This is a genomic window from Acetobacter aceti NBRC 14818 (assembly GCF_000193495.2).
In the GTDB taxonomy this organism is placed as follows: Bacteria; Pseudomonadota; Alphaproteobacteria; order Acetobacterales; family Acetobacteraceae; genus Acetobacter; species Acetobacter aceti.
This window is the reverse complement of the sequence record NZ_AP023410.1, coordinates 773,400-787,907: the sequence shown is the minus strand read 5'-3', so window position 1 is coordinate 787,907 and position 14,508 is coordinate 773,400. Positions and strand designations below refer to the sequence as shown.

Below are 14,508 nucleotides of genomic sequence, written 5' to 3'. Positions count from 1 at the left end.
CATGTCACGCTTCTTTATTGACCGGCCGGTCTTCGCGTGGGTCATCGGCCTTATCATCATGCTGATTGGCAGTGTTGCCATCTTCCGCATGCCGATCGCGCAGTATCCGTCCATCGCGCCGCCACAGGTCTCCATCAGTGTGACCTATCCCGGCGCTTCTGCGGAAACCGTGAACAACACGGTGGTACGCCCGATCCTGCAGCAGATGTTCGGTCTCGATCATCTCGAATACATCTCGTCGCAGTCCTACGCGTCGGGTCAGATGGAAATCGACCTGACCTTCGAGCAGGGGACCAATCCTGACATTGCTCAGGTGCAGGTGCAGAACAAGCTGCAGCTTGCGCAGCCGCGACTGCCGACGGAAGTGACGGCGCAGGGTCTTACGGTCGCCAAGGCCGTGAAGAACTTTATGATGGTCATCGGCTTCATTTCCGCCGACGGCTCCATGAACGCGCAGGATATTGCCGATTACGTTGCCTCCAACGTGTCCGATCCGCTGTCTCGCGTCACCGGCGTGGGTGACCACACGCTGTTCGGTTCGGAATACGCCATGCGTATCTGGCTCGATCCGCGCAAGCTCTACAGCTACGGCCTGACCGTGGGCGACGTGCAGGCGGCGATCCAGAGTCAGAACATTCAGGTGTCGTCAGGTGAACTGGGTGGTCTTCCGGCGGTTCCCGGCGCCAGTCTGGATGCGACCATCATTGGTCCGACACGACTGACGGCTCCGGACGAATTCCGCAAGATCCTGCTCAAGGTGATGCCCAATGGCTCACAGGTCCGCATCGGTGACGTCGCCAAGGTCGAATTCGGCGCGCAGAGCTACAACTTCAACTCACTCTATAATGGCCATCCAGCCGCCGGTATGGCGCTGAAACTGACGCCTGGTGCGAACCAGTTGACGACCGAAGCCGCCGTTCGTGAGGAGGTGAAGCGTCTTGAGAAGTTCTATCCGCCCGGTCTGAAGACCTTCTACCCACTCGACACCGAGCCGTTCATCGTTCTGTCCATCCATGAAGTGGTCATTACGCTCGCTGAAGCGATCGGGCTGGTCTTCCTTGTGATGCTGGTGTTCCTGCAGAACTTCCGCGCCACACTGATCCCGACCATCGCCGTTCCTGTCGTGTTGCTCGGCACATTCGGCTTCCTGTCGGCGCTGGGATTCTCGATCAACACGCTGACCATGCTGGCGATGGTTCTGGCTGTCGGCCTGCTGGTGGATGACGCCATCGTTGTTGTCGAAAACGTCGAGCGCGTAATGCACGAGAAAAATCTCTCACCGAGAGAAGCGGCCCGTGTGTCGATGGATGAAATCTCCGGCGCGCTGATCGGTATCGTGCTGGTGCTGACGGCTGTGTTCCTGCCGATGGCGGCGTTCACTGGTTCGACGGGCGTGATCTATCGCCAGTTCTCCATCACCATCTGCGCCGCCATGTGGCTGTCCGTACTGGTGGCGATGATCATGACGCCGGCCCTGTGCGCGACGATGCTCAAACCCGGTGAGCATGAAAAGACCAAGGGGCTGGCGGGCTGGTTCAACCGGGCCTTTACCCGCCTGACTCATGGTTATCTGCGTGGGGTCAATCTCATCATCGGACATCGCGTCCTCTCGTTGATCGGTTTCGCCGCCATCACTGCGAGCGCTGTCTTCCTGTTCATGCGGCTGCCCGGCGGCTTCCTGCCCAATGAAGATCAGGGTCTGATTTTCGGACAGGTGACCATGCCTGCCGGTGCGACGCAGGAACAGACCGGGAAGGTCACCAAGAAGGTTTCGGATTATATCCTCAAGTCCGAGGCCGATAATGTTGAGTCCGTCTATGTGATGAACGGCTTCAACTTCGCGGGGCAGGGGCAGAGCGCGGGCGCGTTCTTCATCAAGCTGAAGCCGTGGGATGAACGGACCGGGGCCGGGCAGGGCGTGGACGCCATCGCCGGACGAATCATGATGCATTTCTGGGGCGACCCGGAGGCCCAGATCTTCGCCATCAATCCGCCTGCCGTGCTTGAACTCGGCAATGCTTCGGGTTTCGATCTTGAGCTTGAGGATCGTGGCCACCTCGGACATGACAGGCTGTTGGCCGCCCGTAACATGGTTCTCGGACGCGCCGCACAGGACAAGCGCCTGATGGCTGTCCGTCCGAACGGCATGGAAGACGCGCCGCAATATCATCTTGATATTGATCGTGAAAAAGCCAATGCGCTCGGTGTCTCGGTTGCCGACATCAACACGCTGGTCAACGGCGCACTGGGTTCGATCTATGTGAACCAGTTCATGCGCGATGACCGTGTGAAGCAGGTCTATATTCAGGGCATGCCGTCCTCACGTATGGTGCCGGTCGATCTTGACGCCTGGTATCTGCGCAACACGGGCGGCACGATGGTCCCATTCAATGCTGTTGTCAGTGGGAACTGGATTGTCGGGCCGCAGAAGGTGGAGAACTATAATGGCCTGAACGCCTTTGAAATTCTCGGTCAGCCTGCGGTTGGTTACAGCTCGGGCGACGCCATCGCCGCGATTACGGAAATCCTGAACGACCTGCCGCCCGGCATCGGTTATGAATGGACCGGCCTGTCCTTCGAGCAGATGGCGGCAGGCTCTTCGACAGGTCCGCTCTATGCGCTGGCCGCAACCGTCATCCTGCTCTGCCTTGCGGCTCTGTATGAAAGCTGGGCTATCCCGTTTGCGGTGATCCTGGTCATTCCGCTCGGCGTGCTTGGCGCCATTGCTGCAACATTGTGGTGTAACCGCGACAATGACGTCTATTTCCAGGTCGGCCTGCTCACCACGGTCGGTCTGGCGGTCAAGAACGCCATTCTGATCGTTGAATTCGCCAAGGCGAACTTCGAGGCGGGGCAGACGCTGGAAGAGGCCGTGATCAATGCCGGACGCGAGCGACTGCGCCCGATCCTGATGACGTCGATCGCCTTTGTGCTGGGCGTGCTTCCGCTGGCCATCGCCTCGGGCGCCGGTTCCGCCGCCCGTCAGGCCATCGGTATCAGCGTGGTTGGAGGCATGCTGACCGCGACCTTCCTCGCCATCTTCTTTGTGCCGCTGTTCTTCGTTCTGGTACTGCGCCTGTTCAGGGTGCGTCGCCTGTCGGAACGCCGTGATGACGACAGACTTCCTCCCACCGCCACGCCGGAGGCGACATAATGAGCGTTCTTTCTCGCGTCCGTAGTGGTGTGGTCTCCCGTTCCGGCAGCATAGCTTTTGCGGGCATATTGCTGGCGGGTTGCACTATGGAGCCGACCTATCATCGGCCAAAAGCGCCTGTGGCGGGTGCCTATACTGCCGAGCCGATGGCGAAGCCGAAAAAGGCAGGAGACGTTCTGCAGACACCGGCTTCCGATATTGGCTGGGAGGATTTCTTTGTCGATCCGCGTCTCAAGGCGCTGATTGCCATCGCCATGCGTGAAAACCGTGATCTGCGCGTGGCCGTGGCGAACATCGCCCAGTCAGCCGCGCAATATGACGTGCAGCACGCCTCCCTGTTCCCACCCATCGGGGCGACAGGGCAGGCGATGTATATGGCTCCTTCACAGACAGCCGGTTTCAGCTTCGCGCCGGGTGTCGGTGAAACAATCTCGACCTTCCGCTATTACAGTGCGGGTATCGGTTTCTCTTCTTATGAAATCGATATTTTCGGTCGTATCCGCAGCCTCTCGAAATCAACTGCCGAAGCTGCCCTGAAGCAGGTGGCGACCGAGCGTGCCGTGCGGATCAGTATCGTTTCGCAGGTCGCCAACGCCTATCTTGCGTGGCTGGGAGATAAGGAAGTTCTCGACATCGCCAACAAGGCGGTTGCGAATCTGGATGAGAATCTCAAACTCATTCGCCTTCGCTACGATCATGGCGAGGAAAACCTGCTGACCGTGCGGCAGGCGGAAACGCAGGTGGATCAGGCCCGTCAGCTTCAGGCGCAGCAGACCCGGCTTGTGGCGCAGGATGAAAACAACATCACCCTGCTGATCGGTGCGCCGATCCCGAGTGATCTGCCTCCGGCGCGCCCTTTGGGTGAACAGACGCTGATGGCGGATATTCCAGCGGGACTGCCGTCCGATCTTCTGTTCCGTCGACCGGATATTATCGCTGCCGAGCATGATCTGCTGTCGGCAAACGCTACCATCGGCGCTGCCCGCGCGGCCTTCTTCCCGAAGTTCACACTGACGGCGACCGATGGCGTCAGCAGTCTGCTGTTCCACCGTCTTTTCACCGCTCCGGCGACGACATGGGGGCTGCAACCCAATGTCAGTATTCCGATTTTCACCTGGGGCCAGAACAGGGGCAATCTTGAATCCGCCAAGGCGGGCAGGGACATCAAGCTGGCGACCTACGAAAAGACGATCCAGACAGCTTTCAAGGAGGTCTCGGACACACTGGTTGCACGTTCCACCTATCTGGAAGAAAGCCGCCGGATGGATGACTATGTCCGCGAGATGTCTGATGCCTACCGCCTGTCGAAGATGCGGTATTCTGTGGGAACGGATTCCTATCTCAATCAGCTGGTCATGCAGCGGAATCTGCTTCAGGCGGAACAATCGCGGGTGGCGGTGCAGGTTGCGCGATATGAAAATGTCGTAACGTTCTATCGTGCGCTTGGAGGCGGCTGGAGTGAAGAGACGCTGCGCTCACCGAGAGTTCCGTCAAAACTCTGATGGTTCCATCGCCGGGTCGTGGCGGTGATTGCCACGCCCGGTGGAGCGGATTATAGGTCACAGAACGCGGGTGTAGTTCAATGGTAGAACGGCAGCTTCCCAAGCTGCATACGAGGGTTCGATTCCCTTCAGCCGCTCCAGAAAGAGTTTTTCTGAACGGGGTTTCACGAACCTCCCGATATTGTGAACACCTGTTTCCCCCGTGAGACATGGGCCTATGTCGCTTGCATGTGTTGCGCCGAAGATTGCATTGAAGCAACATACCGGCAAAGCAACAGGAGCTTTCGATGACCCGTTTCTACCTTCGCGCCCTTGCCGCGACGTCTTTTGTCGCAGGCGCCGCGTCCTTCGCACTGTCTGCCCATGCCGCTGAACTCCCTGCCGTTTATGGCAAGGCTCCCACGGCCGTTGCATCTCCGGCAGATGTCGCTTCCGTTTCCCCTGCCAATGTGGCTGGTCTGCTGAACTATTGCGTGGAGACCAATCAGGTGTCCCACGATGACGGTGACTCCCTGCAGGCCGCGATCAACGCCAAGACGAACGCTGTTCCCATGGACCACAATGGCAACATGGACTACGCGATCGGTTCATCAGGCGAGTTCCTTATCAACGGTAACCGTTCGACCATTACATCTCTGGAAGCGCCAGCTCAGGGCAATGTCTGCTCGGCTGTACTGGCTCGCGCCAAGTCGCTGATCTGATCTTCGGATCATTCAGACAGAAAAGTCCTCTCCAACACAGGTTGGGGAGGACTTTTTTTTATGCGCTTCATTTATTTCTTAAACAGGCAGAAGGCGCGGCCTAAAAACGGCTTTTGGATTCAGTGACATCTGATTCCATGAAGGCGAACCGAGGGCGACCATTCACCAGCTCGGTCCACATTGAAAGCGGGCGCACCCACAGGGTGCCATGAGCCTCGCTCCGATAGACAACAAGCCACTCCTCCGTTTCACTGTGTCGTGCTGTGTGGAGGACCGTATAGAGTCCTCCCTTGTAATGCCGGTACAGGCCCGGCTGAATGGTAAAAGGAATGTCCTGCAAGATCGTGTCGCTCCGTCAGGGAATTACGGTATGGTAGCAGGAATAAATGGTTGATGTGTCTTCGTCATGGCCTTTGGGGCATGATCGTCAGGTGGAGTTTTTCAGTCTTGCATTCATTTTCCCTGTCACCCTCGGTAAAACGCTTCGCAATGACGGCTTCATCTGTTCAGCAGCGTCTTCTCGGGCAACGCCCGGTGGTCATGCTGGGAGCCTGTCTGTCTCTGGCCTTGTCGTCGGGATATGCGCAGGCAACCACCACGCAGACCCATCATGTCAAACATCGCGCCACCTCGAAAACGGCGAGTTCTTCGTCGAAAGGCAATCCCGTCATTCTGACCCAGCAGCTAGGAACAGAACTCGACAAGGCGGCCCGCAAGCTCGCCGCTGACGATATCGCCACCTCGCGCCGTCACAAGGAAGAGCCTCTTGTGCTGATCGGGTCAGCTCCGCTTTCGACCAAAAAAGGCGACGTTGCGCTCCTCATCGAGCTCCAGTCGGCCGCATTGTGCGGGTCGGCCGGATGCTCCACCGATGTCTACCTGCACAAGGATCAGGACTGGGTGAAAATCCTGGATTCGGTGAGCGGTCAGATTGCCGTACTGCCGACCAGCCACCGTGGCATGTATGATCTTATGGTGGACGGTTCGGATCGCTGGCTATGGGACGGCAACACCTATCAGGACACGATCAATGCCGCGCCGATTGGAAATCTGCGCGGCGAAATCGAGCAGTTCCAGAATAAGCACAAAAAAACCAAGAACTGAGTATTGCCGCCTCTGATACTGACAGGCTTGCAACTGCCTGTCAGTGTTTCCTTTCCCCTGACTTCTTGGGATCTGGCGGAAAACTCTGAAGCTGCCAGAGAGGCTTGTTTCAAGGGGCTGGCGTCTGAAGATTGATGCAGAAAGTCCGGCGGTTTCTGTCGAACTCGATGTTACCGCAATTCAGGATCGCTGTTGTCAGTTCGGAACGTCGTGTCGATCGGCTCTGTCTGTAAGCAACTGGTGCCATGGTCTGCTGCGAACCGAATGCGACAGAAGTATTTTCCACTGAAACAAGCTGCTGTTCCTGTCCAGCGATCGTGCTGGAGTTTTCACGATAAGCATTCCGCCGTAGTGACGGCTTCAGGCTGGGCATATTGACGGTCATGATTTCCGTAGCATTGTTGCCCGTGTTCATAATGGCGAAATCCTGACTGCCGTTCAGGGTGACAATCCCCAACAGCCAGGCCTGCTGGCCGCTTCTCAGCGCGCCTACCACCATGGGACGACTGCAGTTGAGCGCTTTCGCAGTGCCGAATAGAAAGCCCGCAAGGACAAAGTGTATTCCACGACGGACATGGGACAGAAGCAGAAGGTTTCCATAACAAACTGTAATTGTAACAGGCTGTTATGAAACGGCGGAGGCGTCAAGCCTCTCTAAAATCTAAATATTCAGTCCGAACAAAGCGGCAGCATCGCTCGTTTCATCGCATCAAGGCGTCGTACGGATGATCGGATTGTGACACCGGCACGCGGATCAAGCTCAAACGCGTGAAAGGCTCCGGGGAAAACTTCCAGTTCCACAGGAACGCCAGCCTGCATCAGCCGCATGGCATAGCTCAGATCCTCGGGCAGGAAGAGATCGATCGAGCCGACGCCGATATAGGTTGGGGGCAGATCGTGCAGCGAGGAGGCGCGGGCAGGAGCAGCAAAAGGTGAGATGCCTTCGCCTCCTGGCTCAGTGCCCAGATAGGACTTCCAGCCGAAGACATTCATCTCCGGCGTCCACAGAAAAGCACCGCACCCGGGAATGTCAGGTTTTGCAAGAACAGTGCGGTCATCCAGCATCGGATACTGGAGATTCTGGAACACAAGCGCCGGGCCACCACGCTGACGGGTCAGCAGAGCCAGACCCGCCGCCAGTCCTCCACCGGCGCTTTCTCCCGCTACACCAATGCGTTTCGCATCAATATTCAGGTCCGATGCATTTTCAGCCAGCCAGAGCAGAGCAGCATAGCAGTCTTCCAGAGGAGCCGGAAAAGGGTGTTCGGGGGCGAGACGATAGTCCACCGAGACAATCACGCAGTCCAGTTCCACCGCCCAGCGACGCAGCGTCGGCGTCATGGAATCAGGAGTGCCCATGACAAAACCGCCGCCATGGATATGCAGCATGGCGGGTCGGAGCTTTTCTGAAACAGCGGCAGGCTCAATAATCAGTATCCGCACGTCCGGCTCATCCGGCATACCGGGGATCAGCCGTGCGGTCGTCAATGCTGGAAGGTTATCCTTCATGCCCGGTGGGGGCTGACGCTTGGCCCGGGCTTCGGGCAGCGAAGAAATATCCAGCGAAGCCGGGCCAAGACGATCAAGAAGGGGACGCAGTTCCGGGTCAACAAATTGCCGGAGATCTGTTTCAGTCATGATGTCCTCCTCCTTGCCTTCTCAGTTCAAATTGTCAGCCTTTCACGCGCTCGATATTCGCGCCACAGGCCGCAAGCTTCTTCTCGACCGCTTCATAGCCACGATCCAGATGATAGACCCGGCTGAGCGTCGTCTCGCCATGCGCTGCAAGACCAGCGAGGATCAGGGAGAACGAGGCCCGCAGATCCGTCGCCATGACAGGGGCACCGGAGAGCGCATGGACGCCGCGGATGATCGCGGACGAGCCATGCACGTTGATCCGCGCACCCATCCGGTTGAGCTCAGGCACATGCATGAAGCGGTTTTCGAAGATCGTCTCGGTGATCATCGAGGCACCCTCGGCGACCGCCAGCATTGCCATGAACTGGGCCTGCATGTCGGTCGGGAAACCGGGATAGGGCTCGGTCATGATGTCGATGCCACGGAGCGCGCCGGTGCGACGTACCCGCATGCCGTAGCTTTCCTGCGTCACCTCAACACCGGTTTCTTCCAGCGCCCGGACAACCGCACCAAGATCGTCCACGCGACCGCCAAGGAGCTTCAGGTCGCCGCCAGTAATGCCCGCTGCACAGGCATAGGTGCCGCATTCGATACGGTCCGGCATGATCCGGTGTTCCGCGCCATGCAGGGAGTCCACGCCGTCAATGACCAGCGTGCCGCTGCCCGAACCGGTGATCTTTGCGCCCATTGCATTCAGGCAGGCGACCAGATCGCCAATTTCCGGTTCACGGGCGGCGTTGACGATTTCGGTGCGGCCCTTGGCCAGTGTCGCGGCCATCAGGAGGTTTTCCGTCGCGCCAACTGAAGCAAACGGCAGGATAACCCGGTCGCCGATCAGGCCGTTCGGAGCGGTGGCGTTGATGTAGCCACCCTCAAGACGGATTTCCGCACCGAGTGTCTCAAGACCCTTGAGGTGCATGTCCACCGGGCGTGTGCCGATGGCGCAGCCGCCGGGAAGAGAGACACGCGCCTTGCGGCAGCGGGCCAGCAGCGGACCGAGCACGAGGATGGAGGCGCGCATCTTCGACACGATGTCGTAAGGCGCTTCCGTGTTCGTGATCTCGCCACCGATGGAATAGGACGAGCCGTCGCCGTTCAGATCCTCGACGGCAATACCGTGCTGGACCAGCAGATCGCGCATGGTGGCGATGTCGGCGATGCGCGGCACGTTGGTCAGGACAAGGCGCTCAGCCGTCAGCAGACCGGCGACCATGAGTTTCAGACCGGCGTTCTTTGCGCCACCGATGGTGATCTCGCCACGAAGGGGCTTGCCGCCCCGGATGATGAAACGATCCATATCTCAGAGCCTCGGTGTCGCGACGCCGCGCTGGTGCATGTATTTCCCCGCACGGTCGGCGTAGCTGACCTCACAGGGGGACGCGCCCTGGAAGAACAGGAACTGGCAGATGCCTTCGTTCGCATAGATCCGGGCGGGCAGGGGCGTTGTGTTGCTGATTTCGATCGTCACCTGACCTTCCCATTCGGGCTCCAGCGGGGTGACGTTCACAATGATACCGCAGCGGGCATAGGTGGATTTGCCGAGGCAGACCACCAGTGTGTCGCGCGGGATGCGGAAATACTCGATCGTATGCGCCAGAACGAAGCTGTTCGGCGGGATGATGCAGACATCGGCCTTGCGGGAGACGAAGCTGTCCGCGCTGAAGGATTTCGGATCGACGATGGCGTTGTTCACATCGGTGAAGATCCTGAAATCATCAGCGACGCGCGCGTCGTAACCATAAGACGACAGGCCGTAGGAAATGACGCCGTCACGTTTCTGGTTTTCCACAAAAGGTTCGATCATGCCGGCATTGAGCGCCCTGTCTCGGATCCAGGTGTCAGGCATGATCGGCATCAGGGGGTCTCCGGAATGGTGGGAGAAGCGCACGAGACATCGCCGCTCTCAGGTAAATCCTGGCGGTCTGATGATGTTTCCATCGCATTCCGCGCACGAGCCTGCGCCTTACGCCGCCTGAGGTTGGCGCGCAAGGCCTCGGCCTCGTCCGCGAGGCGTTTCTGGCGCGCTGCTTCTGCAGCCGGAGTGAGGTGTGGCGTCTCGGGTTTGTGTTTCTTTTCGTCTTTCCCGACTAAGGGCTGCTCTGGCATATGTGCTGAATGGCCAACAGTATTGGTGCTGTCATCACCTGACGCTGACATTGTGAGTTTTCTGCCTGTTCTCTGTGGGGCGACGCGGTAAGGAAGCCAGATCATGACTTTTTCTGCAATCCATCCGAACTGGCGCGTGTGACCGGGGGTGTCATTCTGTTGCGGCATCACCCTGACAATGTGACGTGAGAAATGTCTCATTGTTTGTTCATTTATGGGGGTTAAATTAACGAAACCTTCCATAATGATAGGCGTTCTCTAGGGGACCACGCTGCCTGGGAGCTGAAACAGAATGCAGAATGTCAAAACGACCAGAATCAAAACCACCGGAGACCGGATTGTCCGTCTTGCTGGCGCAGCGGTCTTCATGTTGGGCCTCCCTGCCTGACAACGCCATGCATGGTGTTGTCAGGGATGTGAGTGCCGTTGGTCATGATGTATCCTGTGGTGCCAGTGCTGCCCAGTAGGGCATCATCAACGCAACAGGTGCATCCACCCATTAACCGGAGCTGTGGGATTTGCTGATGAGGATGCAGGTCAGCCGGAGTTTCCGGTCTGGCCTGTTTTCGGGTTTTCAGGGCGGGTGTTTCCTATAATGGAAAGACAGGCTCGGTCCATGAAACGCGTCGAAAACGACCGTATGTGGAATGATCCGTGTTCGGAAAGATGCAGGAAGGAAGAGCGGAAAGTATGCCGAAAAATACGGGACCGGTTCTGCTGTTCATGGGATGTGCCTCAGTGGGGGCTATGCTGTCCGGGCCTGTGAAGGCTCAGAAGCCACTCCGGCATCAGCCGTCAAAAGTTGCTCATGTGCAGGAAAAGGCACCCGCCGCAGAGGCGGCGACAGACGACCTTGCTGTTGACCGCCTCAATGACGCCCAGCTTGCGTCAGCCTATCGGGGGCCTGTCTATTACCCAGGGCAGCCTGTTCCGAAGGCCCAGCCGGTAAGGTTGGGGCAGAACGAAACCGTTGATGATGACGCGGCAGGAAACGCTGAAGTCGATCTTCTCAATGATGCTCAGGTCGGGTCGGCTTACAAGGGGCCTGTCTATTATGCAGGCCATCCTGTTCCGCACGCCCAGCCGGTCATGATCGGGAACAACGTACCGGTCATCACTCCCGAAAAAACCCCTCTGGCCGGTGATGCCAATGGAGACGACAAGGTTGATCTGCTGAATGCGTCCCAGATTGACGGAGTGTACAAGGGGCCAGTTTACTATCCCGGTCAGCCTGTGCCGTCAGCGAAGCCGGTCAATGTCGCTGCGGTTGTGTCTTCTGTCGAACGTGGAGCCGTTCCCGCTGCGCCGGTTGCTCCAACCCGGTCTGTGCTCGTCGTTGCACCGATGGCGGCTCCTGTCGCTGCCCAGACCCCGCATCCGCTCCCGGCCTGTGTGCCGGTTGTATCGTCCGCTGCGTCAGGAGGCACGGCTGCGGCGACGGTCCCCGTGGCTTCCGTTCACTGACGGGATATGTGGAGTAGAGTATGCGAGAATTGCCGGTTTTATCTATGTGTGCCGGTTATGTGTGAGGCTATGGTCGGGACAGGGACTGCTCCGGACGTGGCAGAATAATATGTGGTTTGATTTCGGCGCGCCATATGGTTGCCCAAAACGTTCCGCAATAAGGACAAGCTTCCGGAACGGGAAACCGTTCTGAGAATAAGTCCTGCGGGACAGGATTGAGAACCGGCGCAGGGCTGCTGCGCTGAGGGGGAATTTGATGGAAGTGACGGGCCTGGCGGCAGTTCTGCTGGCAATTGCGCTGCTGTTGGTTGTCGTAAGTGCAGTGCAGCCTGTCGCCCGACGCTTTGAAGTGTCGGAAACCGTGCTTCTGGCTCTGGTGGGCATCGTTATCGGTGGTGGTGCTGACCTGATTATCCGCAGCACCTATACCGGAAAAATACCGAGCGTTGCGGGCACGGCCCTCAATGGCGTGGCCGAAACCTTCCTCGACTTTCCCGTCAGCAGCGAGGTCTTCCTGCTGGTCTTCCTGCCCGTGCTGGTTTTTCAGGGCGCGCTTGTCATTGACGTAAGGCGACTGGCTGACGAAGCCGCAACCGTCCTGCTTCTGGCCGTTGTGGCAGTTCTGGTCTCCACCGCAACCATCGGGTTCGCCCTGATGCCGTTCGCCCAGATGCCACTTATTGTCTGTTTGCTACTCGGCTCGATCGTGGCGACCACTGACCCGTCTGCCGTGGCCGGAATTTTCCGTGACATTGGCGCATCTTCTCGCCTGACCCGTCTGGTGGAAGGCGAGGCGCTTCTCAATGACGCCGCCGCCATTGCCATCTTCGCGGTTCTGCTGGCGGCGGTGACGTCGCATCAGTCGATTCATATCGGCAGTGCTGCCCTCTCTTTTGTCATTTCATTCTCCGGGGCCATCGCAATCGGCGTCATCGGTGCGCGGATGATGCTCTATATCATCACCGCACTTGGCAACGCGCCGGCAGCCGAAACGACCATGACCGTTGCGCTGCCTTACATCGTGTACATCCTCTGTGACGAAGTGATCGGGGTGTCCGGCGTGGTGGCCACCGCGGCAGCCGGACTGACGCTGTCCGTGTATGGACCGTCCACCTTCCGCCCCCAGACATGGCAGTTCCTGAACGAGTTGTGGCAGCAGCTTGTGTTCTGGGCCGGGTCACTCGTCTTCGTGCTGGCCTCGATGCTCATTCCGCGCTTGCTGGTTGGCATGACCCGCTGGGATGTGGTGCTGTTTCTGATCGCCAGTGTGGCGGGACTGGTGGCGCGAGGCGCTGTGGTATTTGGATTGCTGCCAGTTCTCGCCTGGACCCGTCTGGCGCCACCGGTTCCGACACCGTTCAAGGTGACAATGGTGTGGGGCGGCCTACGCGGCGCCATCACGCTGGCTCTGGCGCTGGCGGTCACAGAGAACCCGCACGTCTCGACGCCAGTCGCTCACTTCATCGGTATCATCGCCACGGGCTTCGTGCTGATCACCCTGCTGGTGAATGGCACGACACTGAAGTCCGTGGTGCTGTTCCTCAAGCTCGATCAGTTGTCTCCAATGGATCAGGCGCTCCGGCATCAGGTGCTGAGCATCTCCCTTGAAAAGGTGGCCGAGCGGGCGAAGGAAACCGGTGAGGAGCTTGGTTTCTCGACCGACGCCACCCGCTCGGTGATTGAAGCGCTGGAAGTCCGCAGTCATGAGGAGCGGTCGGCCAACACGTTCGATACGGCGCTTGGCGACCGTCAGCGTGTCACTCTGGCGCTGATTACGGTCGCCAATCAGGAGCGGTCCATTCTCCTTGATCTGTTCCGTATTCAGGGGCTGTCGCGTCGTGTGATGGAAACGCTGCTGCGGACTTCGGACGCCATGGCGGATGGGGCGCGACTGGAAGGGCGGTTCGGTTACGTCAAGGCGCTTCGCAAACGCCTCAAGCCGTCAATGAAATTCCGGATTTCGCAGACCATCCACAACAGGTTCCATTATGACAAGCCGCTGATGGCGGCTATGGCGGAACGGTTCGAGATGCTGATGGTCAGTCATCTGGTCTCGCTGGCTCTGGCCCGTTTCCTGCGGGACATGATGGAGCCGACGCTTGGCACGCGTGTCAGCGAAATCGTGGCGGAAACATTGTCACGTCAGCGCAAGATGCTGGATGAGGCTCTGCTGGCCCTGCGCCTGCATTATCCCGGTTATTCGGAAGCGCTGGAAACCCGCATTTTCAGGCAGATTGTCATTCGTCTGGAAGCGCAGGAAATCGATACGCTGCATGCGGAATCGCTGATCAGCGACGAACTGTCGCGTGAGCTGCACAAGGATGTGGATCGTCGTCGCGTTCGTCTTGACCGTCGCATGACCTTCAACCTGCGCAACAACATCGAGACCCGTCTGCGTGGGGCCCTGATCTTCAAGGGTCTTCCCGCCACGGCGCTTCACGATCTTGCCCAGACGGCATCCCTCCGTTTCCCTTCCGTGGGTGAAGCTTTGCTGAAGCGAGGGCACAAGGCGCATACGGTGTTTTTTGTCAGCGCCGGGCGTGCCGAAATGCATGTCAGTGAACACGATATTGATTACGGAGCGGGCGATATCATCGGCGCACGTGAAGCGATTGATAACAGCCCCATGCCGGGAACAGTCCGTGCAGTGCGTTTCGGTCACATGCTCGCCATTCCGGCTCAGAGGTTCAGACGACTGGTTGAGGAATATCCTATCGTCGTCAGAAATCTGGATGACCTTGCGAAGGTGCGGGAGCGAAGCGAGACGAGTGCTCTTGAGATGGTGGGAACAAGGGAGCCCGATGCGTGGAGATTTTGTTGAACTCCAGCCCGCACGCAG

12 protein-coding genes and 1 tRNA gene are annotated in these 14,508 nt (G+C 58.5%); 7 read left to right on the top strand and 6 right to left on the bottom strand.

Features of this window, described 5'->3' with window-relative positions; translation table 11 throughout:
• Window position 1 precedes the first annotated feature (1 nt).
• The 4 genes from EMQ_RS03625 (at window position 2) to EMQ_RS03610 (ending at window position 5,357) form a co-directional block, all read left to right on the top strand.
• Entirely contained in the window at window positions 2–3,154 is a 3,153-nt protein-coding gene (locus tag EMQ_RS03625; RefSeq protein ID WP_010666555.1) for an efflux RND transporter permease subunit, read from the top strand.
• Window positions 3,154–4,656, top strand: a complete 1,503-nt coding sequence (locus EMQ_RS03620) for an efflux transporter outer membrane subunit (RefSeq protein ID WP_018308447.1) — start codon at window positions 3,154–3,156, stop codon at window positions 4,654–4,656. Before EMQ_RS03625 ends, EMQ_RS03620 begins: the two co-directional genes overlap by 1 nt.
• 66 nt (window positions 4,657–4,722) lie before the next feature.
• Window positions 4,723–4,796 (top strand) — tRNA-Gly (locus EMQ_RS03615).
• Between the two features lie 147 nt (window positions 4,797–4,943).
• Window positions 4,944–5,357, top strand: a complete 414-nt coding sequence (locus tag EMQ_RS03610; protein WP_010668589.1) for an alcohol dehydrogenase — start codon at window positions 4,944–4,946, stop codon at window positions 5,355–5,357.
• 100 nt (window positions 5,358–5,457) lie between these two features.
• Here EMQ_RS03610 and EMQ_RS03605 read toward each other — a convergent pair whose 3' ends face one another.
• Window positions 5,458–5,697, bottom strand: coding sequence for a DUF1653 domain-containing protein (locus EMQ_RS03605; RefSeq protein WP_010668590.1), 240 nt, complete (start codon window positions 5,695–5,697; stop codon window positions 5,458–5,460).
• 53 nt (window positions 5,698–5,750) lie between these two features.
• Between EMQ_RS03605 and EMQ_RS03600 the strand changes: the two genes are divergently transcribed.
• The gene (locus EMQ_RS03600) at window positions 5,751–6,461 is read left to right on the top strand and encodes a hypothetical protein (RefSeq protein WP_010668591.1); all 711 of its coding nucleotides are present in this window, start codon (window positions 5,751–5,753) and stop codon (window positions 6,459–6,461) included.
• Window positions 6,462–6,570: 109 nt separating this feature from the next.
• Here the strand turns inward: EMQ_RS03600 and EMQ_RS03595 are convergent, their stop codons facing one another.
• The 5 genes from EMQ_RS03595 to EMQ_RS03575 form a co-directional block, all read right to left on the bottom strand.
• Complete coding sequence (locus EMQ_RS03595; RefSeq protein WP_018308448.1) at window positions 6,571–6,960, bottom strand: hypothetical protein; 390 nt, start codon at window positions 6,958–6,960, stop codon at window positions 6,571–6,573.
• A 170-nt stretch (window positions 6,961–7,130) separates the two neighbouring features.
• A complete protein-coding gene (locus EMQ_RS03590) occupies window positions 7,131–8,099 on the bottom strand; it encodes an alpha/beta hydrolase (RefSeq protein WP_010665940.1) in 969 nt (322 codons plus the stop codon).
• A gap of 34 nt (window positions 8,100–8,133) precedes the next feature.
• On the bottom strand, window positions 8,134–9,396 hold the full coding sequence (gene murA, locus EMQ_RS03585) for a UDP-N-acetylglucosamine 1-carboxyvinyltransferase (RefSeq protein ID WP_010665939.1): 1,263 nt from the start codon (window positions 9,394–9,396) through the stop codon (window positions 8,134–8,136).
• A gap of 3 nt (window positions 9,397–9,399) precedes the next feature.
• On the bottom strand, window positions 9,400–9,954 hold the full coding sequence (dcd, locus tag EMQ_RS03580) for a dCTP deaminase (RefSeq protein WP_010665938.1): 555 nt from the start codon (window positions 9,952–9,954) through the stop codon (window positions 9,400–9,402).
• Window positions 9,954–10,406, bottom strand: a complete 453-nt coding sequence (locus EMQ_RS03575; RefSeq protein ID WP_231368006.1) for a hypothetical protein — start codon at window positions 10,404–10,406, stop codon at window positions 9,954–9,956. The genes dcd and EMQ_RS03575 overlap by 1 nt, the downstream gene beginning before the upstream one ends.
• Window positions 10,407–10,895: 489 nt before the next feature.
• Here EMQ_RS03575 and EMQ_RS03570 point away from each other — a divergent pair, with 489 nt between their 5' ends.
• Both EMQ_RS03570 and EMQ_RS03565 read left to right on the top strand, forming a co-directional pair.
• Complete coding sequence (locus EMQ_RS03570; RefSeq protein ID WP_010665936.1) at window positions 10,896–11,669, top strand: hypothetical protein; 774 nt, start codon at window positions 10,896–10,898, stop codon at window positions 11,667–11,669.
• A 256-nt stretch (window positions 11,670–11,925) separates the two neighbouring features.
• Complete coding sequence (locus EMQ_RS03565; protein ID WP_010665935.1) at window positions 11,926–14,490, top strand: cation:proton antiporter; 2,565 nt, start codon at window positions 11,926–11,928, stop codon at window positions 14,488–14,490.
• The last annotated feature ends 18 nt before the right edge of the window (window positions 14,491–14,508 follow it).